Origin of the sequence: Halomonas sp. 111 (assembly GCF_052379685.1) — a bacterium.
In the GTDB taxonomy this organism is placed as follows: domain Bacteria; phylum Pseudomonadota; class Gammaproteobacteria; order Pseudomonadales; family Halomonadaceae; genus Vreelandella; species Vreelandella citrativorans.
Genome location: NZ_JBQSYV010000004.1, coordinates 17,046 through 38,659 on the forward strand (window position 1 = coordinate 17,046; position 21,614 = coordinate 38,659).

General features: G+C 56.5%; 23 protein-coding genes. 17 read left to right on the forward strand and 6 right to left on the reverse strand.

Annotated elements, in window-relative coordinates; translation table 11 throughout:
- Positions 1–90: 90 nt before the first annotated feature.
- A complete protein-coding gene (locus ACT3T7_RS04085; RefSeq protein WP_444630159.1) occupies positions 91–885 on the reverse strand; it encodes an inositol monophosphatase family protein in 795 nt (264 codons plus the stop codon).
- 197 nt (positions 886–1,082) lie between these two features.
- Between ACT3T7_RS04085 and trmJ the strand changes: the two genes are divergently transcribed.
- From trmJ to ACT3T7_RS04165, 16 genes are all read left to right on the forward strand, one after another.
- Positions 1,083–1,820 (forward strand): tRNA (cytosine(32)/uridine(32)-2'-O)-methyltransferase TrmJ, encoded by a 738-nt coding sequence (gene trmJ / locus ACT3T7_RS04090; protein ID WP_444630160.1) that lies wholly within the window; start codon positions 1,083–1,085, stop codon positions 1,818–1,820.
- A gap of 145 nt (positions 1,821–1,965) precedes the next feature.
- The gene (gene cysE, locus ACT3T7_RS04095) at positions 1,966–2,805 is read left to right on the forward strand and encodes a serine O-acetyltransferase (protein ID WP_444630161.1); all 840 of its coding nucleotides are present in this window, start codon (positions 1,966–1,968) and stop codon (positions 2,803–2,805) included.
- Between the two features lie 78 nt (positions 2,806–2,883).
- A complete protein-coding gene (locus ACT3T7_RS04100; RefSeq protein ID WP_087106560.1) occupies positions 2,884–3,351 on the forward strand; it encodes a Fe-S cluster assembly transcription factor in 468 nt (155 codons plus the stop codon).
- 54 nt (positions 3,352–3,405) lie between these two features.
- Complete coding sequence (locus tag ACT3T7_RS04105; protein ID WP_444630162.1) at positions 3,406–4,581, forward strand: aminotransferase class V-fold PLP-dependent enzyme; 1,176 nt, start codon at positions 3,406–3,408, stop codon at positions 4,579–4,581.
- A 31-nt stretch (positions 4,582–4,612) separates the two neighbouring features.
- Entirely contained in the window at positions 4,613–4,939 is a 327-nt protein-coding gene (locus ACT3T7_RS04110; protein ID WP_441678997.1) for a HesB/IscA family protein, read from the forward strand.
- Positions 4,940–5,123: 184 nt separating this feature from the next.
- Positions 5,124–5,549, forward strand: coding sequence for a nucleoside-diphosphate kinase (gene ndk, locus ACT3T7_RS04115; protein WP_087106555.1), 426 nt, complete (start codon positions 5,124–5,126; stop codon positions 5,547–5,549).
- Between the two features lie 83 nt (positions 5,550–5,632).
- The gene (gene rlmN, locus ACT3T7_RS04120; RefSeq protein WP_193055282.1) at positions 5,633–6,817 is read left to right on the forward strand and encodes a 23S rRNA (adenine(2503)-C(2))-methyltransferase RlmN; all 1,185 of its coding nucleotides are present in this window, start codon (positions 5,633–5,635) and stop codon (positions 6,815–6,817) included.
- Positions 6,818–6,917: 100 nt separating this feature from the next.
- Positions 6,918–7,655 carry a type IV pilus biogenesis/stability protein PilW gene (gene pilW / locus ACT3T7_RS04125; protein ID WP_172118617.1) on the forward strand — a complete coding sequence of 246 codons (738 nt, stop codon included), beginning with the start codon at positions 6,918–6,920 and terminating at the stop codon, positions 7,653–7,655.
- A gap of 36 nt (positions 7,656–7,691) precedes the next feature.
- The gene (locus ACT3T7_RS04130; protein WP_172118616.1) at positions 7,692–8,675 is read left to right on the forward strand and encodes a RodZ domain-containing protein; all 984 of its coding nucleotides are present in this window, start codon (positions 7,692–7,694) and stop codon (positions 8,673–8,675) included.
- 8 nt (positions 8,676–8,683) lie between these two features.
- Entirely contained in the window at positions 8,684–9,799 is a 1,116-nt protein-coding gene (gene ispG / locus ACT3T7_RS04135; RefSeq protein ID WP_444630163.1) for a flavodoxin-dependent (E)-4-hydroxy-3-methylbut-2-enyl-diphosphate synthase, read from the forward strand.
- Between the two features lie 45 nt (positions 9,800–9,844).
- Entirely contained in the window at positions 9,845–11,140 is a 1,296-nt protein-coding gene (gene hisS / locus ACT3T7_RS04140) for a histidine--tRNA ligase (protein ID WP_172118614.1), read from the forward strand.
- A gap of 81 nt (positions 11,141–11,221) precedes the next feature.
- Entirely contained in the window at positions 11,222–11,878 is a 657-nt protein-coding gene (locus tag ACT3T7_RS04145) for a YfgM family protein (protein ID WP_193055277.1), read from the forward strand.
- Positions 11,875–13,044 carry an outer membrane protein assembly factor BamB gene (bamB, locus tag ACT3T7_RS04150; RefSeq protein ID WP_172118612.1) on the forward strand — a complete coding sequence of 390 codons (1,170 nt, stop codon included), beginning with the start codon at positions 11,875–11,877 and terminating at the stop codon, positions 13,042–13,044. The genes ACT3T7_RS04145 and bamB overlap by 4 nt, the downstream gene beginning before the upstream one ends.
- The gene (gene der / locus ACT3T7_RS04155; RefSeq protein ID WP_172118611.1) at positions 13,041–14,444 is read left to right on the forward strand and encodes a ribosome biogenesis GTPase Der; all 1,404 of its coding nucleotides are present in this window, start codon (positions 13,041–13,043) and stop codon (positions 14,442–14,444) included. The genes bamB and der overlap by 4 nt, the downstream gene beginning before the upstream one ends.
- A 177-nt stretch (positions 14,445–14,621) precedes the next feature.
- Positions 14,622–15,236 (forward strand): hypothetical protein, encoded by a 615-nt coding sequence (locus ACT3T7_RS04160; RefSeq protein ID WP_444630164.1) that lies wholly within the window; start codon positions 14,622–14,624, stop codon positions 15,234–15,236.
- A 206-nt stretch (positions 15,237–15,442) separates the two neighbouring features.
- The gene (locus ACT3T7_RS04165; RefSeq protein WP_444630165.1) at positions 15,443–16,246 is read left to right on the forward strand and encodes a M48 family metallopeptidase; all 804 of its coding nucleotides are present in this window, start codon (positions 15,443–15,445) and stop codon (positions 16,244–16,246) included.
- Positions 16,247–16,319: 73 nt separating this feature from the next.
- Here the strand turns inward: ACT3T7_RS04165 and aroE are convergent, their stop codons facing one another.
- The 5 genes from aroE to ACT3T7_RS04190 all read right to left on the reverse strand — a co-directional run bounded on the left by aroE (position 16,320) and on the right by ACT3T7_RS04190 (position 20,944).
- Positions 16,320–17,141: a shikimate dehydrogenase gene (gene aroE / locus ACT3T7_RS04170; RefSeq protein WP_444630166.1), complete on the reverse strand. Its 822-nt coding sequence runs from the start codon at positions 17,139–17,141 to the stop codon at positions 16,320–16,322.
- Positions 17,142–17,187: 46 nt separating this feature from the next.
- Positions 17,188–18,111 carry an oxygen-dependent coproporphyrinogen oxidase gene (hemF, locus tag ACT3T7_RS04175; protein WP_444630167.1) on the reverse strand — a complete coding sequence of 308 codons (924 nt, stop codon included), beginning with the start codon at positions 18,109–18,111 and terminating at the stop codon, positions 17,188–17,190.
- 88 nt (positions 18,112–18,199) lie between these two features.
- The gene (locus ACT3T7_RS04180) at positions 18,200–18,757 is read right to left on the reverse strand and encodes an L-threonylcarbamoyladenylate synthase (RefSeq protein ID WP_444622305.1); all 558 of its coding nucleotides are present in this window, start codon (positions 18,755–18,757) and stop codon (positions 18,200–18,202) included.
- 51 nt (positions 18,758–18,808) lie between these two features.
- Positions 18,809–19,924, reverse strand: a complete 1,116-nt coding sequence (gene dprA, locus ACT3T7_RS04185; RefSeq protein WP_444630168.1) for a DNA-processing protein DprA — start codon at positions 19,922–19,924, stop codon at positions 18,809–18,811.
- Positions 19,925–19,963: 39 nt separating this feature from the next.
- Positions 19,964–20,944 (reverse strand): peptidoglycan-binding protein, encoded by a 981-nt coding sequence (locus tag ACT3T7_RS04190; protein WP_444630169.1) that lies wholly within the window; start codon positions 20,942–20,944, stop codon positions 19,964–19,966.
- Between the two features lie 129 nt (positions 20,945–21,073).
- Between ACT3T7_RS04190 and def the strand changes: the two genes are divergently transcribed.
- Positions 21,074–21,589 carry a peptide deformylase gene (gene def / locus ACT3T7_RS04195; RefSeq protein WP_172118603.1) on the forward strand — a complete coding sequence of 172 codons (516 nt, stop codon included), beginning with the start codon at positions 21,074–21,076 and terminating at the stop codon, positions 21,587–21,589.
- Positions 21,590–21,614 lie beyond the last annotated feature (25 nt).

A 21,614-nucleotide genomic window follows, 5' to 3' on the forward strand; every position in this document is an offset into this window, starting at 1 on the left:
TGGCAACCTGGAACGTCTACCACTCAACATTCACAGCGTGCTATTAACTACCAGCCATTCATTTCCAACTATTCATTTACTACCAGCCCATCAAAAATGCGGCGCCAGTTGTTTGATCAGCGCCTTGTAAAGACGTGGACCAGCGGCCATCAGTTGGCCTTCCACCTTAACGCTCGGCTGACCATCGGGCGTGCCCATTAGCGCACCGGCTTCTTTCAAAAACAGCGTACCCACCTGCATATCCTGCTCTTCCATACCCAGCACAAAGGCGCTGTCCACTCGGCCGCTGGCCAGCTCACACATGTCCAGCAGGCCACAGCCCGTCGCGACAAGAGTTTCTACCTGAGGTGCAAGTTGTTGGGTAACGGTAAGAAATGCCGGCAAGTTGCCAGGACGCAGCCACGCTTCGGGCAGGCTCATGGCTAAACGCGTACCGGTAATCGCGGTGGGTTTGCTAACCCGCATACGCTTGCCATTGTGTTGAGCGCCACGACCACGGCTGGCGATATATTCATCATCGCCAAACGGTGAGATAACCACCGCGTGTTCCGGGCGGCCTTTAACCAGACACACCACTGAGAGAGCAAAGCCTTTACCCGCTACCGCTAAATTAGAGTAGCCATGAATGGGTTCGATCTTCCAAACGGTCTCACTACCTTCGTCTTCACCCGCTTTATGCGAGGTGTAGCGACCCACATAGCCGTGCTGGGGGTAGCCACGCTCCAACTGATGGACAATGGTCGCCTCGGCCTTGCGCGCCGTGTCTTCAAGCAGACGGTCAAGATTGGATTCTTCATGAGCGTTTTCGATACGCTCACGAACACGTTGAAACTGTTCAACTGCGCTGCGCGCTGCGCGCAACGTAAATTGGACCATCGGATTCATGATCGGGCCTTGTCACAGTGATGTTAAAGAACGTTAGGCGAAGGAATAATTGCCTATGGCGCGCAATTCTAGCAGACCCCTCTCGGGCACGCTATCGACTCGTGCTAAACTGCTCGTTTTCCGCGTTTGTTCGCTATGTTCAGTATCAAGCCCTGTTCTTCATCAAGCCCTGTTCACATTTATCGAGCCCTATCATTATGCTTGAGCGCATTCGTATCGTTTTAATCGGCACCAGCCATCCAGGCAACATCGGCGGCGTTGCTCGCGCCATGCACAATATGGGTCTGGCCGATTTGGCGCTGGTAGCTCCGCGCTGCGAGATCATTACTCAGGACAGCATTTCGCGCGCTTCCGGCGCGGATCATCTACTCCATCAGGCCAGCGTACATCCAACGCTTGAAGACGCCGTTGCCGACTGCACGCTGGCCGTTGGCGCGAGTGCGCGCTCACGCACCCTGCCCTGGCCCATGCTGTCACCGCGCGAACTGGCAGACCGCCTACCCAGCGAATGTCAGGCATCAACATCACGCGTCGCACTGGTGTTTGGCCGGGAGGATAGCGGCCTGACCAACGCCGAGCTGCAGCGTTGCCATGCCCATGTCCATATCCCCACCAATGCTGACTTTAGCTCGCTAAATTTGGCCGCCGCCGTACAGGTGCTTGCCTACGAGAGCCGCATGGCCTGGTTAAGCCAGCAGGACGCAGCGCCCACGCCTGATGCTGATGATGAGCTAGTGCCCCACGAAGAACTGGAGCGTTATTTCGAGCATCTGGAGCGCACACTGATTACCATTGAATTTCATGACCCGGCCCAACCTCGTCAGCTGATGGCGCGGCTACGCAGGCTCTATTTGCGCGCCCGCCCCGAAAAAATGGAGATGAACATTTTACGCGGCATTTTAACCGCAACGGAAAAATCAGCAGACAAACAATAACCGGCATCCGCAAACCTGGGGTGAGGCATAACTTGAAGTTACGCACCCGCGCCCCAACCTCGCTATCCTGCTAACGATGAACGATGCGTTACGTCATCCGCGATGCCTTAAATGACCGCGTGCCAGCCCTGACCAAGGATCACTCATGTTCCAACGCCTACGTGAAGACATTAACAGCGTATTTGACCGCGACCCGGCGGCCCGCAATTTTTTAGAGGTACTGACCAACTACCCCGGCCTTCACGCGCTGTTAATTCATCGTTGCGGTCACTGGCTATGGAAAAAAAACCTGAAATGGCTGGCCCGTACGCTGTCGACGTTTTCCCGCTGGCTGACCGGCATCGAAATTCATCCAGGGGCCACTATCGGTAGGCGCTTTTTTATTGATCACGGCATGGGGGTCGTGATTGGAGAAACCGCGCAGGTTGGTGACAACGTAACGCTGTATCAGGGCGTCACACTCGGCGGCACCAGTTGGAACAAGGGCAAGCGCCACCCCACACTTGGGGATGGCGTCATTGTCGGCGCGGGAGCCAAGATTCTCGGCCCCTTTACCGTGGGTGCGGGTGCAAAGGTTGGCTCGAACGCGGTGGTCACCAAGGAAGTACCGCCTGGCGCGACGGTGGTGGGCATTCCCGGCAAGATTGTTAAACGCACCGACCCCGATGTTGAAGAAGCGCTAGAGGTAGACCCGGTTCGTCGCGAGGCCATCTGCCAAAAATTTGGTTTTGACGCCTACGGTGTCAGCCAGGACATGCCCGACCCGGTGGCCCGCTCCATGCAGGCAATGCTGGATCACATGCACGCAGTGGATGAGCGCATTGAACGCATGTGCTCAACGCTGCGTAAGCTTGATGGCAGTTACCATGAAGGAAGCCTGCCCGCGCTGCGTGATGAGGACTTCGCCGATATCCTGGATGAAAACGATACCGGTTGCGCGCCCAAAAACTCAGATGACAACACGCCGCCTCCGGCTAAAGGTTGACCAAACTACTCAGGCTTTCCCATAATGGCAGCACATTTGCCGGGAGCACGCTGAACGCTCAGTGTCGAGGTGCCTGTCATGCGTTTAACTACCAAAGGCCGTTACGCCGTTACCGCCATGCTCGACCTGGCGCTGAACGGCGAGCTCAGCCCGACCAGTCTGGGGGATATTTCGCAGCGTCAGGGGATTTCCCTCTCCTATCTTGAGCAGCTGTTTGCGCGCCTGCGCCGCTCAGGTCTTGTCCGCAGCGTTCGCGGCCCGGGCGGCGGCTATTTGCTGGCCAAACCAGCGGCCGATATTAGCGTTTCAGCGGTCATTGATGCCGTTGATGAAACGGTAGATGCCACCCGCTGCCAAGGATTATCCGACTGTCAGCAGGGAAGCACCTGCCTGACCCACCACTTGTGGTGCGAACTATCCGGCCAGATTCGACATTTTCTTGATGACATCACCCTTGCCCAATTGATGCAGCGCCCCGATGTTCTACGTATCGCCTCGCGGCAAAAAAATCGCGTTGAAGCGGGTATTCTCGCCTCATCACCGTAATGGCCAAGGGCGTTATTACCGCTGCCCTGGCGCTATTAAATTAAGCGGGTCTTCATGACAACGACAACCACACCTTCACTGCCTATTTATCTGGATTACGCCGCCACTACGCCGGTGGATGCCCGCGTGGCCGAGGTTATGCAGCGCTATCTGACCGCTGACCAGCTATTTGCCAACCCTGCCTCGCGCAGCCATATGCTAGGCTGGCAGGCCGAACAAGTGGTGGAGCAGGCGCGTCGCCAGGTAGCCGATACCATTGGCGCCGACCCGCGTGAAATTGTCTGGACCAGCGGTGCAACAGAAGCTGACAACCTGGCGCTGATTGGCTACCTGCGTGCCAACCGCGAACGCGGCATGCACCTGGTCACGTCTACCATTGAGCATAAGGCAATCGTTGATACGGCGGTTGCGCTTGAGCGAGAAGGCTTTGACGTTACCTGGCTTACGCCCGCACACGACGGTACCATTTCGCCGGAGATGCTACGTGCTGCCATGCGTGATGACACCGCGCTGGTTTCATTAATGGCGGTCAACAATGAGCTAGGCAGCATTAACGATATTGCCGCGCTCGCCGAGGTCGCTCATGAATTTGGCGCGGTTTTCCATACCGATGCAGCTCAGGCCGTTGGCCGAATCCCGTTGGACGTGGTGGCGCAAAAGATCGATTTAATGTCCCTTTCCGGACATAAAACCTATGGCCCCAAAGGAGTGGGCGCGCTGTATGTAAAACGCCACCCGGACATTCGCCTTGAGGCATTGATTCACGGTGGCGGGCATGAGCGCGGCATGCGCTCCGGCACCCTCCCAACGCATCAAATTGCCGGGATGGGTGAAGCATTTTTGTTAATACAAAAAGAGCATACTAACGATCAGGCACATATCACGCACCTACAACAGCGCTTTTTAAAGGGGCTTGAAACGCTGGATGGCGTGGTGGCCAATACTCCGCTTGACCGCGCAGTACCCAATATCTTGAACCTCGCGTTTGAAGGCATCGACGGTGAGTCGCTGTTGATGGCCCTGCGCGATGTGGCCGTTTCTACCGGCTCCGCTTGCAACTCGGCAAGCGTTGACCCCTCTTACGTCTTACTTGGGGTAGGCGTTCCGCGCACGCTAGCACTTTCATCGCTACGCTTTAGTTTTGGACGCTTCACCACGCAAGACGATATTGATCACGCGCTAACCCTCATTCGCCATGCGGTGAGCGGTTTACGAACACTGCCACGCTAAGCGGCTAGCGCTTTTACAAGGAGCACGCCTTATGTCAACACTCAACATTACCCCAGCTGCCGCACAACAGATCCGCCATGTGCTTGATGAACGTGGCCAAGGCCTGGGTCTGCGTGTGTCGGTCAAGCCCAGCGGCTGCTCGGGCTACAGCTATGTGCTGGACTTTGCCGATGAAGTCGGTAGTGACGAAGTTCTCTTTGAAGATCACGGCGCCAGCGTTTATGTGGCACCTGATGCACTTGAGATGCTGGATGGTAGCGAAGTGGACTATGTCAGCGAAGGGCTGAACCGCTTTTTCAAGTTCAACAACCCAAATGTTAAAGATGAATGCGGCTGCGGTGAAAGCTTTACGGTGTAAACCGTAGGCGCCAATGTCATCATCGGTATTCAACCCCCGCTTGAGGCGCTATAATCGCGCCCACTCGGTAATCGGTGGACACTACCGTCATTTTGCCGAAACGATTTTCCTTCGCCGCCCCGGTTTGCCGAGGCGGCAATTTCTGCTTTATCCCTTTCTCTAAAGGCCTCAAGGAGATATTTACATGGCTACTGAACGCACTCTGTCTATCATCAAGCCCGATGCCGTTGCCAAAAACGCCATTGGCGACATCATCGCTCGCTTTGAAAAAGCCGGCCTGCAGGTTGTTGCCGCTAAAATGACCCACCTTTCTGAAGAGAAAGCGGGCGGTTTCTACGCCGAGCACAAAGAGCGTCCGTTCTTTAAAGACCTGGTAGGCTTCATGACGTCCGGCCCGGTGGTTGTTCAAGTACTTGAAGGTGAAGGCGCGATTGCCAAAAACCGTGACCTGATGGGTGCTACCAACCCTAAAGAAGCGGCTCCGGGCACTATTCGTGCTGACTTCGCGGAAACAATCGACGCTAACGCTGTCCATGGTTCCGATTCTGCAGAAAGCGCTGCGCGCGAAATTAGCTACTTCTTCGGTAATGACGAAATCTGCCCGCGCTAATTTTTAGCGGCGCCGTTTCAACATTCGTTGCCGGCCATTTTCGCGGGGGCCTGGCCCCCGCCCTTTCTAGAACGCTGACCACCATGACCACCACCGTAGCCCAACATACGCCCGCTCCCCAATCTGCGCCTGACAGTGAAACGCCAGCGGCAAAAGCGCCTGAGCGCCAGAACCTGCTTGGCATGTCGCGCGAACAGATGGAAGCGTTCTTTTTGTCGATTGGCGAGAAGAAATTCCGCGCCGCTCAGTTGATGAAGTGGATCCACCAGGAAGGTAGCGATGACTTCACCGCGATGACCAACCTGTCCAAACCGTTGCGCGAAAAGCTGGCAAAAGTGGCCGAAATTCGTGGTCCCAGCGTTATTTACGAAGGCACCTCAGCCGACGGTACCCGTAAGTGGGTATTAGAAGTAGAGGATGGCAGCTACGTTGAAACCGTGCTGATTCCCGCTGAAAACGGCAAGCGGCGCACGCTGTGCGTCTCTTCTCAAGTGGGCTGCTCGCTAGACTGTAGTTTCTGCTCCACCGGCAAACAGGGCTTTCAGCGTAACCTTACCGCCGCCGAAATCATTGGCCAGGTATGGGTTGCACAGCGCAGCGTCGGGCCGCGCCGTGACACCGCTAACCGCCCGGTTACCAACGTGGTCATGATGGGTATGGGCGAACCCCTGCTCAACTTTGACAACGTAGTGCCGGCCATGAAGTTAATGCTGGATGACAACGGCTACGGGCTCTCCAAGCGTCGCGTTACGCTGTCGACCTCAGGCGTTGTGCCGATGATCGACAAACTGGGCGACGAAATGGACGTAAGCCTGGCTATTTCGCTGCATGCCTCGACTGACGAGCTGCGCAATGAACTGGTGCCGATCAACCGCAAATACAACATCCAAATGTTGCTGGATGCGTGTCATCGCTACCTGTCCAAGTGCCCGGACAATCGCCAGGTCACTATTGAATACACCCTGATCAAGGATGTTAACGACCAGCAAGAGCATGCCGAACAGCTCGCCGCGCTGCTTAAAGAGTTGCCCTGTAAGATTAATTTGATACCGTTTAACCCGTTTCCTAACTCAGGATATGAAAAACCATCACGCAACCAGGTCATGCGCTTTCAACAGTGGCTGTATGATTTGGAGTATAACGCGACGGTTCGTATGACTCGGGGTGAGGATATCGACGCAGCCTGCGGTCAGTTAGTGGGACGCGTGAAAGACCGGACAAAGCGTAGCGCTCGCTATATCCAATCGGTACAGATTGACGCTGACTAAACGGTGCTTATCTTGACTTCCGACGAGCACAGCGCTTTGATGGACACGGTTTATTCGTTGTGCCGGCGGTTAGTTAGCTATTTACACCATGAGGATCAACATGATCTGTCACTACAGGCGTTTTAACCCGTTTAGGGTGCCCATGTTCGCTGTACTGTTGAGCAGCGTATGGCTCGCCGGTTGTGCCACATCAAACACGTTACCCTCTCAGGCAAGCAATGACGCCAAGGATGCCTATACGCAGCTCGGCGTTGCCTACCTGGAGCGCAACAATCTCCCACGGGCGCGCGCCGCCCTGGGTCACGCGCTGGAGATCGACCCGCACCATGCCAAAGCATTGCAGGCCTTAGCCATGGTCTATCAACAGCAGGGCGACATCGAACTTGCCGACCAATATTTTAAACAAGCGATCGACGCCGACCCGACATTTACCCGTGCCCGCAATAATTACGCGGCATTTTTGTATCAGCAGGGGCATATTGCTGCCGCTTGCGATCAGTTGGAAAACGCATCTAACGATGCCCAGTACGCCAACCGTGCCCAGCTTTTTACCAACCTGGGCCAATGTTATTTGGCGCTGGAAGAATTTGATAAAGCGCGTGGGCGTTTAGCCCGCGCGCAGCGTATCGACCCGCGGCAGTCGCGAGGGTACTTGACGTTAGCCGAACTGGAAGTTTCACAGGGCAATTACCATGAGGCCTGGTCACCGTTGCACACCTATTTGCAGTTGGCCGGGCCAGACCGGGCAGCGCTGGAAATGGCAATTGATATCGCTCATGCCCAAGGCGACCATGCCACGGCAGCCGATTACCAGCGCCAGCTTGGCCTTATGAACTGACGCCCTGACCACTTAATTTTTTAAGGATGCTCAGCCATGAGCGACACACAGTTACAAGATAGCGTTACTTCCTCCCGTACCACCTCCTCTCCCGGCGAGATGCTCTTGCGCCAACGAGAAGAGCTCGGCGTGCCCATTGGAGAGGCGGCGCGCGCGCTTAATTTACGCCCGGCCGTCGTTGATGGCCTTGAGCATGATCATTATGACGAAATTCCAGTTATTGCTTACCGTCGTGGCTACCTGCGCTCCTACGCCAAATACCTGGGTCTGAGCGAGCATATGATCCTGGACGCTTACCAGGAGCGCTATGGCGCCGCGGATGCCGAGCGAAAAGTTATTCCGGTGGCGGTTAGTCGGCCCCCCTCAAAGCTGGGCGCCTGGCTATTTAAGCTGGTGACCTTGCTGGTGATTGCTGGCCTGATCGGCGTAACCGTCATGTGGTGGCAGAGCCGTGGTGGCAGCGAGCCGCCTGGCTTTAATGAGACGTCCAGCGTTGAAGAAGGTAGCGAAGTACCGCCGGTATCGGATACCGGCGCTGAGCCCACGCCGCCTCAGCAGCCCGCCATCACCTCGCCTGCCCAGCCGGAAAACGATACGGCCACGGGTGATACCGCTGGTAATAGTGAAACGCTGCCTACCGATAACGCGGAGCAGACCGCGACAGTCGACGAGTCTGCCGCGCTTGATATTGCGGCAGATACAGATGCGACCAATACTGATGCAGCAGACGCTGATGAAGGTGCCACCGAGGAAGCGGCAACGGCCCCGGCAGGCAACCCAGGCCAGATGGAGCTCACGTTTAACGAGCAGTCCTGGACTGAAATTTTCGATGCCAACAATCAACGTGTATTTGTTGGCTTACAAACGCCCGGCACCAATGTAACCGTTGAAGGTGTGCCGCCGTTTCGTTTAACCGTAGGAAACGCCACTGGCGTCGTACTGCGTTACCAAGGTGAGCAGATCAACCTTGCAGAACGCGCAGGCGCCAACAATGTCGCCCGATTCACCCTGGGAGAGTGACCCGTCTTATGCACGCCCCTTCTCCGATAAAACGCCGCCAGTCCCGCCAGATTCACGTCGGCAGTGTGGCGGTAGGCGGAAATGCACCTATTTCCGTACAGAGCATGACCAACACCAACACGCTGGACGTGGCGGCTACCGTTGGACAGATTCAGCAGTTGGAAAAAGCCGGTGCTGACATCGTACGCGTCTCCGTACCGGACATGGACGCTGCGGAAGCCTTTGGCAAAATCAAGCAGCAGGTGGGTGTGCCGTTGGTGGCCGACATTCACTTTGACTACAAGATCGCCCTGCGCGTCGCGGAGCTAGGCGTTGACTGCCTGCGCATCAACCCCGGCAATATTGGCCGTGAAGACCGCGTACGCGCGGTGGTGAGTGCCGCACGCGATAACGGCATTCCTATCCGCATTGGTGTTAACGCCGGTTCGTTGGAAAAAGACCTTCAGAAAAAGTATGGCGAGCCCACGCCTGCCGCGCTGGTAGAATCCGCCATGCGCCATATCGACCACCTGGATCGGCTCGATTTTCAAGAGTACAAGGTCAGCGTAAAAGCCTCTGATGTGTTTATGGCCGTCGCGGCTTACCGTGACCTTGCCACGCGCATTGAGCAGCCGCTTCACTTGGGTATTACCGAAGCAGGCGGGCTGCGCTCGGGCACCGTTAAGTCGTCTATTGGCCTGGGTATGCTGCTGATGGACGGCATCGGCGACACGATTCGTGTGTCACTTGCCGCCGACCCGATAGAAGAGATTAAAGTCGGCTTTGATATGCTCAAAAGCCTGCGCCTGCGCGCCAAGGGCATCAACTTTATTGCCTGCCCCAGCTGCTCACGCCAAAACTTTGACGTTATCAGCACCATGAATCAGCTTGAAGAGCGCCTGGAAGACATCATGACGCCGCTGGATGTTTCGGTGATTGGCTGCGTCGTTAACGGCCCGGGTGAAGCAAAAGAGACCGATATTGGCCTGACCGGCGGCAGCCCCGCCAACCTGGTGTATATCGACGGCAAACCGGCCAGCAAACTGCGTAATGACCACCTGGTGGATGATCTTGAGCGGATGATCCGCGAAAAAGTGCACCAAAAACAGCAGCAAGAAGATGACATGATCGCCCGCAGCGTTTAATGCCGGGGCCATGCATCAGCCAGGATGCAGAACGAGGAGTTTTCATTGAGCAAGTCCGCTGTTAAAAAGATTCAAGCCATCCGTGGTATGAACGACCTGTTGCCCAGCGATAGTCCTCGCTGGCAATTTTTTGAGACCAAAGTACGTCAGTTAATGCATCGCTACGGCTTCGATGAAATTCGCACGCCGATTGTCGAGCAAACAGCGCTGTTCGCCCGCTCGATTGGTGAAGTGACCGATATCGTCGAAAAAGAGATGTACACCTTCGACGACCGCAACGGCGATAGCCTGACACTGCGTCCTGAAGGCACTGCCAGCTGCGTGCGCGCAGCGATGGAACACGGCCTGCTCTACAACCAGACCCAACGGCTTTGGTACCAGGGTCCGATGTTTCGTCACGAGCGCCCTCAAAAAGGCCGCTATCGTCAGTTTCATCAGGTAGGTGTTGAGACATACGGCTTTGAAGGGCCGGATATCGATGCCGAAGTGATTCTGCTCTCGGCGCGCCTGTGGAAAGAGCTAGGCCTGTTTGAGCATGTCACGCTTGAGCTTAACTCGCTGGGTTCGTCCGAGGCGCGCGCCGCCTACCGCGATAAGTTGGTGACCTACTTTGAGCAGCACCGCGAGATTCTCGACGAGGACTCCCAGCGCCGTTTGATCACTAACCCGCTGCGCATTCTGGACTCTAAAAACCCGGCCATGGCGGACATGCTTAACGGCGCCCCGCAGCTCATGGATCATCTTGATGATGCGTCACGCGAACACTTCGAGCAGCTGAAAGCCATGCTGGATGCGGCGGGTATCCCCTTTGTGATCAACCCTCGCCTGGTGCGCGGGCTCGACTACTACTGCCGTACGGTGTTCGAATGGACCACCAGTGCGCTGGGTAGCCAAGGCACGGTATGTGCTGGCGGTCGTTACGATGGCATGGTGGAACAGCTGGGCGGCAAACCGACCCCGGCGGTTGGGTTCGCCATGGGTATTGAGCGGTTAATCCTGTTGCTGGAGACGCTAAACCTGGTGCCGGACGAAGCCCTGGGCGGCTGCGATGTCTATCTCCTGCCTATGGACGATAATGCAACGATTGCCGCGCTCACGCTTGCCGAACAGCTGCGTAGTGAGCTTCCCGACTTGCGCCTTCAACTGCACTGCGGCGGTGGTAGCTTTAAGAGCCGCATGAAAAAGGCCGATAAAAGCGCTGCGCCCATCGCCATCCTGCTGGGCGAGGACGAACTGGCCGAACACGCCGCCACGCTTAAGTTCTTGCGCGATGACCGCGAACAGCAGCGCGTGAGCCAAGCGGCACTTTCTGCCACGCTAGGCGACCTGCTGGCCCACTAAGCCAACCGAACAGGCGCTGTGCGCTTACAAATAACTAATCGCCGCTGTGCTGCGGCGATTTTATGCAATAGGAGGCCGCCCGTGGCGGATCGAAGCGAAGAAGAGCAGCTGGACATCGTTAAGCGCTGGTGGAAAGAGAATGGAACCTCTCTGATTGCAGGTGCCGCTCTTGCTGCTGCGGGCGTCTTTGGCTGGAATGCATGGCAAAACTATCAGCAAGGCCAGTCGGAAGCCGCCTCAGTGCGCTACCAGCAATTGGTCAACGTTGCCACGGCCAACGAGCTGGATGAGCAGCAAACGGCCAGCGCCCGCGAGCTCATTAGCGAGCTTACCGACGATTACGGCAAAACGCTCTATGCTGAATTGGCGCTGCTTATGGACGCTCGGTTAGCTGTACAACAGGGCGATATCGATGCGGCAAAAGTCTCTCTTGAGCAGGTAGCTGATAACTCATCGCGTCGCTATGTGCAAAGCCTGGCCTGGCTGCGTCTGGCACGCATTGAGGTCGCCAACGGTAATCCTGAAGCGGCACTTGCTTTACTGGATGAGCCGATCAGCGAAGCCCTGGCGGCGCAGCAAGCCAACGTCCGCGGTGACGCCTACGCAGCCTTAGGGCAAACCGATCAGGCGCGGAGCGCTTGGCAAAACGCGCAGGAACTTGCAGAGAGCCTCGACCAAACGCTTTACGGCGTACCATTCAAGCTTGACGATCTTGGCGCCGAGGAGGCGACACAATGATGAATCTGCGTCTTTCCAAACAGATCATGCGCGTGACGCTAGGTGCGGTAGCCATTGCTCTACTGGCAGGTTGTGCCAATAAAGGCGAACCCGCGTATACGCCCAAAGAGCTGCGTAGCTTTGATGAAACATCAAATCTGACCACCCAGTGGCGCCAGAATATCGGCAGCGGCCTGGGCCGTGCGCGTTACCCTATCGCCCCTTCCCGTGAAGGCAGCACGATCTTTGCCGCCGATGCACAAGGCCTGGTCATGGCGTTAAACGCTAATACCGGTAATCGTGAGTGGCGCGTAGAGCTTGATACACCGATCTCCAGCGCACTGACCGCGATTGCAGGCCAGGTCTACCTGGGCACTCGCAACGGTGAAGTGATTGCACTGGATCAACGCGATGGCAGCGTCAGCTGGCGCTCCAGAGTATCCAGCGAAGTACTGGCCGCGCCTCAAGCCAACCAGCAATTGCTGGTCGTCCAAAGCGTTGATGGTCAGATAACGGCGCTAGACCGCACCAACGGTCAGGAGCGCTGGGTTTATACCAGTTCTCAGCCTGCCCTTACCCTTCGCGGTACCGGGACGCCGATGGTCATTGACCCGGTCACTTTCGTCGGCCTCGCAAATGGACGCCTGGCCACGCTTGATAACCGTAGCGGCCAGCCGCTGTGGGATATGCAAATCGCCACCCCCAGTGGCCGTAGCGAAGTTGAGCGACTGGTCGATATTGCCGGCCAGCCGCTGATTACGCCTGACGGCCGCCTGTTTGTCACCAGTTACAACGGTCGCGTGGTGGCACTGGAAGCCACACGCGGCAGCGTACTCTGGGAAAGTAATCTCTCTAGCCGCCATTCACCGCTGATGGTGGGTAACTATCTTTATGTGGTTACCGACGACAGCCACCTCGTCGCGCTTGATGCCGAAAATGGCCAAGAAATATGGCGTAACAATGAACTTGAAGATCGCTGGCTTACCGCCCCAGCCTTTGCTGATGGCCGTATCGTGGTTGGCGATTTTGAAGGTTATGTCCATTTGATCGACGCGCGTGAAGGTAACATCGTGGGCCGCACCCGGGTGCATAAATCCGGCATTAGCGTGTCCCCCATTACTGATGGCAGCACCATTCATGTCCAGGCCGACAATGGTCGTCTGGAAACCCTGGAAGTCACTCCATGACACCCGTCATTGCTTTGGTCGGTCGCCCCAATGTGGGCAAATCGACACTGTTTAACCGCCTAACGCGTTCGCGTGATGCACTCGTGGCCGACTTTCCCGGCCTCACCCGCGACCGCAAGTATGGCAACGGCATGCTGGGCGGCAAAGCCTATACGGTGATTGATACCGGCGGTATCAGTGGTGATGAGGAAGGCATTGATGCGGCGATGGCAGAACAGTCGCTTGCCGCGATTGATGAAGCCGATATTGTCCTGTTCCTGGTCGATGCCCGTGCCGGGCTTAACGTAGCGGATGAAGCGATTGCCAACCACCTACGCGTTAACCAGAAAAAAACCTGGTTGGTGGTGAACAAGACCGATGGTCTGGAAGAGCACTCGGCCATGGCCGACTTCTGGAAGCTGGGCCTTGGCGACCCTTGGGCCATTGCTGCCGCGCACGGACGTAACGTTTCAACGCTGATTGATACCGTGCTTGAGCCGTTTCCCGAGCGCGACCCCAGCATTCCAGCGGATATCGGTTCCAAAGGCATCCGCATTGGGGTCATTGGTCGCCCCAACGTGGGCAAATCCACGCTGGTCAACCGCCTACTGGGTGAAGATCGTGTCGTGGTGTTCGATGAAGCCGGTACCACGCGTGATGCTATCGAGATTCCTTTCGAGCGCCGCGGCAAGCCGTATGTGTTGATCGACACCGCCGGTATTCGCCGCCGCAAGAACGTTAGCGAGATTGCCGAGAAGTTTTCCATTATCAAAACCCTTGACGCGATTAAAGAGTGTCATGTGGCGGTGATGGTACTGGATGCCCGCAGCGGCCTGGTTGAGCAGGATCTTCACCTGTTAGATTACGTGCTAACAACGGGGCGTGCGCTGGTACTGGCGATCAACAAGTGGGATGGTCTGGAGAGCGAAGCAAAAGACAAGATGCGTGCCGATATCAAGCGCCGCCTGGGCTTTGCCGACTACGCTGAAATGCACTTTATTTCAGCTCTGCACGGCACGGCAGTGGGTGATCTATACCCCTCCATTGAGCGGGCATTTAATGCGGCCAACGCACACTGGTCGACCAACCGGTTGACGACCCTGTTACAGGATGCGGTCAGCCAGCACCAGCCCCCGATGGTTAACGGGCGGCGTATTAAGCTGCGTATGGCCCACCAGGGCGGCAGTAATCCACCGATTATCGTTGTGCACGGTAATCAGACCGCGTCGGTTCCTGAAGCGTATCGCCGCTATCTGATCAATACTTTCCGTAAAGTGTTGAAGGTGCGCGGCACGCCCATGCGGTTTGAGTTCCGCTCAGGCGATAACCCGTTTGACTCTATGGCCGGGGCCAGTGATAAAGAGAAAGCCAAAAAGCGCGAGCTTACCCGCACCAAAGATGCGCGGAAAAGCCGTCGCTAAACGCTCCATGCGCTATCCCGCAGTAATAACGCCTGCTTGTTTAAGCAGGCGTTTTTTGTTTTAAGCTAACATGTGCAAATTTGCTTGACAGAAACCAGCGCGGCCCCTCAAATAGCCGCGCTTCTCGCTCATGCTCCCCGGCGCTTGCCGCCACCACCCTTCTCAGGAGGGAACCTTATGTTATATGCCGTTCGTCACTGGCGCTGGCTTGTGATGCTGAGTTTGGCAAGCCTGCTTACCGGCTGCCTTGCACTCCCCCAAACGGGGCTATTTGCCTTTCGCTTGGCCATTACCTCACTCGGCGTGGAGAATGTACGTATTGGCCCCTACTCCGTTGACGCAGGCCTGGACACCAGCGATTTGACCAGCCTGCTGGCTTCAAGCCTGGGCATGGGTAGCCTGCCGGTTCAGGCAACACTCGCAATGGGCCTTGGGCTGCCTGCGGGAATGCCGGCAGTAGCCATGTCAGGCTTTAACTGGACGCTGGACATGCCAGGTGTTGACCCCGTGGAAGGGGAGTATACCCAGGATGTTTCATTAACCTCGGGCGACGGCGCCAATCTACGCCTGCCGGTGGCATTTGATATCCTGGGCACCGATGCCCAAAAAATGGCGCCAATGCTGAACCTGGTCCAGCAGCTCGCCTCTCAAGGCGAACTACCCGCAGGCAGTGAGCTTGCGATCACGCCGGGCGATTTACGCGGCCTAGGCATGACGCTACCGGCGGGACTGCTCACACCGACCATTCGCCTTAATGTGGGTGAAGATGGTCAGCTAATCCCTCAGCGTTAAGCTGTTTCTGCCAGGCATGGAAACAGAGGCTAGCCAATGCTCCACGTGGTCAAGTCATCTGGTTAAATGTCGGCTCAGTTCAGCGTTTATCCCTAGCCTCAATCCCTGTCCTCAAGTGCATTAAGTGACAACAAGGGGATTGATTTACCCTGCACAGTGGTTATCTTGTGTGCATGGAATTCAATAATCTTTAAGGAAATCACCTCATGCGTTGGCTTCGTCCCTTTGCTGTTACTGCGCTATGCGCTTCTTTAGCGGCCTGTTCAACGTCCCCTACCGGACGCTCGCAATTATTGCTGCTTTCCGATGACCAGCTTAACGAGATGGGCCAGCAGGCATTCGCCCAGTACCAGCAGGATGTTCCTACCGCAGGCCAGGCAAGCCACCGCTATGTGCAGTGCATCACCAATGCCATCGTGGATGTATTACCGGCTGAACAGCGTAACCTTGACTGGCAAATCCGGGTATTTGAAGCCGAACAGCCCAACGCCTTCGCACTGCCTGGCGGTTATATGGGGGTCAATACCGGCATGCTGACTATTGCCACCAACCAGGATCAACTGGCCTCCGTGGTAGGCCATGAAATTGGTCACGTACTTGCCCGCCACGCCAATGAGCGGGCATCGACCGAAAACGCCACGTCGCTAGGGCTTTCGGTTATTTCCAGCGCATCGGGTATGCAAACCCCTGGCGGACAACAGCTGATGGGCGTGCTGGGAATGGGCGCGCAATACGGCATTGCCTTGCCGTTCTCACGTAGCCATGAAAGCGAAGCAGATGTGATTGGCCTGGACCTGATGGCACAGGCAGGCTTTGACCCGCGTCAAAGCGTTACGCTCTGGGAAAACATGCAGGCCGCCTCGGGCGGTGGCGCGCCACCGGCATGGATGTCGACGCACCCAAGCCAGGGACAGCGTATTGAGGGCCTACAAGCCAATATGGACACAGCGCTTGCCACCTACGAGCAGGCGCGCAACAGCGGGCACACGCCTAACTGCCAGCGCCCGTAACCCTTTGCTTTAATTTTTAACGATAAAGGGCCGAGCCATCTCGGCCCTTTTTTTGATGAACACATGCAAGCGGCTAACCCGCGTTAAGCATTCTGCGCAGCATCTGGCGTACCTGGGCCGTCTCGGGGCGCACATTTCGCCATAGATAAAATGCTTCGGCGGCTTGCTCTACCAGCATCCCCAGGCCATCCAAGCGCTGGGCGCCATGCGTTCCTGCCCACTTCAAGAAGACCGTTTGCGTAGCGCCATACATCATGTCGTAGGCCCATGCATCGTTTGCAAATAGATGACCCGGCAGTGGGGGTAGATCGCCCGTTAGGCTGGCACTGGTTCCATTGATCACGACACTAAAAGGGCCTTTAGCTGCCTTAAACCCTCCACCGTGGATCTCGCCCAAATCAGCAAAATCATCGGCCAACTGTTGAGCTTTTTCAGCCGTTCGGTTAACGACCACCACCTCGCCAGGCTTTTCTGCGAGTAATGGCTCTAAAATTCCCCGCACGGCTCCACCAGCGCCCACCACCAGGATGCGCTTATCGGCAAGTGCTACACGGTTATATGCAAGGTCGCGTAACAAGCCAACACCATCGGTATTATCGCCGTAAGTAAGACCATTGCCTCCGACTATCAGCGTATTCACCGCGCCAGCCCGCTGGGCACGCCTGCTCAGGGTATCGCAGAGCGCAAACGCCTCCTCCTTAAAGGGTACGGTAACGTTGGCCCCTCGCCCGCCTTTATCAACAAACGTTCGCCAAGCATCGGTGAAACCATCCAACGGCGCTAGTTGTGCTGTATATTCAATTTTTTGCTGTGTTTGCAGGGCAAATTCGTTATGAATGAGGGGGGATTTTGAGTGCTCAATGGGATTACCCAATACGCAGTAAAGGTCACTCATCAACTCGTTCCTGTACGCTGTTTTATATTTCTGTGGATCACGATGTTTAAGCCCTATCCGACACGTTGAGCCAGTCTCTTGGCGCCAGGTAATCATTTAGCGTGGCTTCAGCGCTCCCAGGGGCAGGCGTATAGGCATACTCCCAACGCGCCAGTGGTGGCATCGACATTAAAATTGACTCAGTGCGCCCGCCACTTTGTAAGCCAAACAGCGTTCCTCGGTCCCATACGAGGTTAAATTCTACATAGCGGCCGCGACGATAGAGCTGGAACGCTCGCTCACGCTCGCCCCAAGCAGCCACTTTGCGGCGCTTAACAATCGGCACGTAAGCCTCTAAAAAGCTATCGCCCACGGCGCGTTGAAAGGCGAAACACTCCTCGAAACTGCCAGCATTCAAATCATCGAAAAACAGCCCGCCCACCCCACGGGTCTCATCACGGTGCTTTAAATAAAAGTACTCATCGCACCACGCTTTATAGCGGTCATAAACAGCATCGCCAAAAGGGTCACAGGCGGCTTTGGCCACCTGGTGCCAGTGCACAACGTCCTCAAGCACCGGGTAATAGGGCGTTAAGTCAAAGCCTCCACCAAACCACCAGACGGGAGTTTCGCCCTCTTTTTCAGCAATAAAAAAGCGTACGTTGCCGTGGCTGGTAGGGACATGCGGGTTTTCAGGATGTAGCACCCAAGAAACTCCAACCGCATGAAAGCTGCGACCGGCAAGCTCCGGCCGGGCTGCCGTTGCCGAGGGCGGCAGTTGAGCACCATACACATGGGAAAAGTTGACGCCGCCTTTTTCAAAGACACCGCCCTGCTCAATCACGCGTGAGCGTCCGCCACCGCCCTCTTCACGCTGCCAACTGTCCTCCTTAAACGCAGCTTTACCATCAGCCGCGGCCAGCCCCTCACACAGCCGGTCTTGAAGGCCGAGCAGGTACTGCTTAACGTCGTCTAAATGCTCGTGCGCCACGATGACTCCCGTTCAAAATTCTTACTACACAGTAATCTTCACCATAGCGCGTTTAAGCACTTGGTACTTAAGCCGTTTACTTATCTATTTAAGCGCGCATTACCTGGCCACTGGCTAAATCACGGATGGTGCTGGGTCGTGGATTCCCGCCCAGCTCGCCCGCTACTATCGCGGCGACTTCCTGCCCAAAAATAGCGGCGACTTCTTCATCGCTCATGGCAGGTGCCTCACCCGCACGATTGGCCGATGTCGACACCAGTGGCCCGCCAAACGCTTCGCATAACGCTTTCATTAAGGGGTGGTCGGTCACGCGTAAGGCCACGCGTTGATGAGCACCGCGAACCAGCGCATGGCTGCGACCGTTATCCGGCACCAGCCAGGTGTTAGGGCCAGGCCAACTGGCCGCAAGTGGAGCATGCAGTTCAAGCGGCAATTGGTTTAGCCAAGGCTGAAACTGCTGGATACTGGCCGCCACCAAAATAATGCCTTTGGAAGGGTCGCGCTCTTTCATGCGCATTAACCGGGTAAGCGCTTCATCATTATCCGGGTCACAGCTAAGCCCCCACACGGCTTCGGTGGGGCACGCAATAACACCGCCAGCATGCAGTGCATGAATGGCAACTTCGAGGTCGACAGCCGGTTTCATTGGCTCTCCTGCTCTACAAGCAATTAGCGATAAGAGAATGCTCACATCCTATCATGGCCTGGGTAAGCGTACCCAACCACCCACCTGCTGAGCGACCCATCCATCAAGCTCCAGCATCAATAGCCGCTGCTGGCAACTGCTGACAGACTCCCCGGTATGCTGAACCAGTGAATCAAGCGGCACCGGCGTTGCCGATAAAACGTTAAGCAGCTCATCAGGCAGTGGTTCGCCTGGTGGCGCCATTGATCCTGAAGGGGGAGACGAAGCCTTCACGGACGCGGGTAAAAAGCTACCCGCCCACTGCTGCAACTCTTCAAGCATATCGTCGACATGGCGCACCAGCGTTGCGCCATTCCGCAACAAGTGCAAGCAGCCTTGAGCCTGAACATTGTGCAAAGACCCAGGCAGGGCAAAAAGCTCCTTGTTCTGCTCCAGGGCCAAGCGAGCACTCACCAACGAGCCGCTTTTCTCGGTGGCTTCGATCACTAACGTACCCAATGAAAGCCCGGTCACAATCCGGTTGCGGCGCGGGAAGAACGCGGGGCGCGCCTTGGTGCCCGGCGGATGCTCTGACAACAATAGCCCGCCAGGCGCACAGCTCAATTGCTCATGCAGGTCGCGATGTCGAGCCGGATAAATAACGTCCACGCCGCAGCCTAATACCGCAATACTGCTTCCACCGGCACTTAGTGCGGCGCGCTGAGCGATGCCATCAATGCCCAGCGCCATACCGCTGACCACGCACCAGCCTCGGCGAGCCAGTTCCCGCGCAAAGCCCTGGGCATTGGCATTACCTTCCGAGGTGGGTTTGCGGGTTCCCACCATGGCAATCCTTGGCCCTTCAAGCGCCTGTAAATCCCCTTGGGCCCAAAGAATGGCGGGCGGGTCCGGTAGCTCGTTGAGCAGCTCAGGCCAGGCCGGGTGGTGACGATGCAGAATATGTCGCGCTGGTCCGCTCTGCTGCCATGCCCGCGCATCGTCTACGCATCGCTGAAGTGGGCTGCGCTCAGGGTGCTCAAGCCACAGCCGTAAGGCGCTGGCGGCGTTAGCGGGCAGTGTCGCCAGCCAACCTTCCGGCCAGCGCGGCTGGCGTGCCACCATCTGGGTAATGCGCAGTGCGCCCATGCCCGGCAAGGCGTTGACCACTAACCACTCACTGGTATTCATCGACGCTCCTCAACGTGCATGCTGAATATCCCCATTGCGTTATAAATCCGGAGTCACCACACGATCACCCACTTCCAGCATGCTGGACGCTTGCATCACCAGCGCATAACTCACCTGCTGGTAAGGCTTCACTACCATTGCCCAGCCCGCTGGGCTCGGTGGCAACGGCGTTACTACTTGGCGACGCGCGTCGAAAACAGTTTCGCTGGGCGAATTCACTTGAAGCAGATGCCCTGGCTCCAGGCCGTCTTGCGCGCCTACATCCAAAGCAATGATGTGCAAGGCACCTATAAAACGTACGCCGCCGGGCACGGCGAGAATACGACCGTTTATTGCACTGCTCGGCAAGCGGGGTTGAAGCGCCGTTCGAGGCGCATCGGGTTCCAGGGCAAGAATAAGATCGTTACTACGCACCTCTTGATGAGCGCTAAGCACTTCCAGCAGGGCAATATCCTCCTCACTGCGTACAAGGCGAGCTTCGCCGATGTGACTTAACGCCTGCCCCAACACCGCGCCGTCGTCAGCGGTATAGGTCTGTGTCTGACGATAAATACCGAAGGTGGCAAGGCCCGTCGTTGCTCTATTCGTTACGCTGCTCGGTACGCTTTCCAGTGCGTGGCTCGGCATAGCGCCACGGGCGTAAATCCGGTCACCTGCACCGTTGATCAATCGCTGGTGCTCGCCAGCCAACACATAGGCCATCTCAGGCTGGCGCGCTCCGGCTTCTATTACTCGGTGTTCACGCCAAAAGGCGTTAAGGCTTTCAAGCGAGAGTGTGCCGAGCTCACTTACCCTCGCGTCGAGCGCTCCATCGGGCATTGGCAAGGTGCGTATTTGGGGAGAAAGCGTCACCACCGGCAGCGTTTCAGCGCCAACGGCGTGAAGACTTATTAACAACCCAGACAGCAGGCTTACTACCCTCTTGAGCACGTCACAAAGCGCGTTTTGTCTTGCCGCGCGGCGCATAAAGTTGGCTAGCACTATCCCGTACTCCGTGAAGGATGTTTCAATCATTTTCATGGCGCTTCACCGCATGTGCTGATGCCCAGGAGCGCTGCCAGCGTGATATAGTGGCGATTAGCAAAGTACCAGGCCGCCGCTATCCGGCCTGATTATCCAAGATTTAGCTTAACGATGACGGTAATCCCCATGGCCAAACTTCCTATTCTCGAATTCCCCGATGAGCGCCTGCGCACCAAGGCGGTACCGGTGGAAACCGTTGACGACGAGGTCCGCCAGCTTGTCGACGATATGTTAGAGACCATGTACGACGCGCGTGGCATTGGCCTTGCAGCCACCCAAATTGATGTCCATCGTCGTATCGTCGTCATGGACGTAAGCGAAGATAACTCGCAGCCGCTGGTGCTGATCAACCCTCGCTATACGCCGGTCGGCGAAGACCAAGAGCCGCTTTCTGAAGGCTGCTTGTCGATTCCCGAGCACTACGCGGAAGTGCCGCGCTACCTTACGGTAAAACTCAACGCGCTTGACCGTAACGGCGAGGCGTATGAGCTTGAGGCCGATGGCCTGCTGGCGCACTGCATTCAACACGAGTACGACCACCTTGAAGGTGTACTGTTTGTTGATTATCTTTCGCCGCTAAAGCGCGACCGCATCATGAAAAAAATGCAGAAACGTCATAAGCTGATGAAAGACGACGCTTAACAGCCATCCGTTTTAGCACAGTTTA

Excerpts from the sequence above, each read along its gene's own strand:
- pilW (WP_172118617.1), top strand. The coding sequence starts at position 6,918 with ATGATCTGTCACTACAGGCGTTTTAACCCGTTTAGGGTGCCCATGTTC.
- ACT3T7_RS04085 (WP_444630159.1), bottom strand. The coding sequence starts at position 885 with ATGAATCCGATGGTCCAATTTACGTTGCGCGCAGCGCGCAGCGCAGTT.
- ACT3T7_RS04190 (WP_444630169.1), bottom strand. The coding sequence starts at position 20,944 with ATGAAAATGATTGAAACATCCTTCACGGAGTACGGGATAGTGCTAGCC.
- ACT3T7_RS04105 (WP_444630162.1), top strand. The coding sequence starts at position 3,406 with ATGACAACGACAACCACACCTTCACTGCCTATTTATCTGGATTACGCC.
- ACT3T7_RS04160 (WP_444630164.1), top strand. The coding sequence starts at position 14,622 with ATGTTATATGCCGTTCGTCACTGGCGCTGGCTTGTGATGCTGAGTTTG.
- der (WP_172118611.1), top strand. The coding sequence starts at position 13,041 with ATGACACCCGTCATTGCTTTGGTCGGTCGCCCCAATGTGGGCAAATCG.
- trmJ (WP_444630160.1), top strand. The coding sequence starts at position 1,083 with ATGCTTGAGCGCATTCGTATCGTTTTAATCGGCACCAGCCATCCAGGC.
- aroE (WP_444630166.1), bottom strand. The coding sequence starts at position 17,141 with ATGAGTGACCTTTACTGCGTATTGGGTAATCCCATTGAGCACTCAAAA.
- ACT3T7_RS04110 (WP_441678997.1), top strand. The coding sequence starts at position 4,613 with ATGTCAACACTCAACATTACCCCAGCTGCCGCACAACAGATCCGCCAT.
- ispG (WP_444630163.1), top strand. The coding sequence starts at position 8,684 with ATGCACGCCCCTTCTCCGATAAAACGCCGCCAGTCCCGCCAGATTCAC.
- bamB (WP_172118612.1), top strand. The coding sequence starts at position 11,875 with ATGATGAATCTGCGTCTTTCCAAACAGATCATGCGCGTGACGCTAGGT.
- ACT3T7_RS04165 (WP_444630165.1), top strand. The coding sequence starts at position 15,443 with ATGCGTTGGCTTCGTCCCTTTGCTGTTACTGCGCTATGCGCTTCTTTA.
- def (WP_172118603.1), top strand. The coding sequence starts at position 21,074 with ATGGCCAAACTTCCTATTCTCGAATTCCCCGATGAGCGCCTGCGCACC.
- dprA (WP_444630168.1), bottom strand. The coding sequence starts at position 19,924 with ATGAATACCAGTGAGTGGTTAGTGGTCAACGCCTTGCCGGGCATGGGC.
- ACT3T7_RS04180 (WP_444622305.1), bottom strand. The coding sequence starts at position 18,757 with ATGAAACCGGCTGTCGACCTCGAAGTTGCCATTCATGCACTGCATGCT.
- rlmN (WP_193055282.1), top strand. The coding sequence starts at position 5,633 with ATGACCACCACCGTAGCCCAACATACGCCCGCTCCCCAATCTGCGCCT.
- ndk (WP_087106555.1), top strand. The coding sequence starts at position 5,124 with ATGGCTACTGAACGCACTCTGTCTATCATCAAGCCCGATGCCGTTGCC.
- ACT3T7_RS04100 (WP_087106560.1), top strand. The coding sequence starts at position 2,884 with ATGCGTTTAACTACCAAAGGCCGTTACGCCGTTACCGCCATGCTCGAC.
- cysE (WP_444630161.1), top strand. The coding sequence starts at position 1,966 with ATGTTCCAACGCCTACGTGAAGACATTAACAGCGTATTTGACCGCGAC.
- ACT3T7_RS04130 (WP_172118616.1), top strand. The coding sequence starts at position 7,692 with ATGAGCGACACACAGTTACAAGATAGCGTTACTTCCTCCCGTACCACC.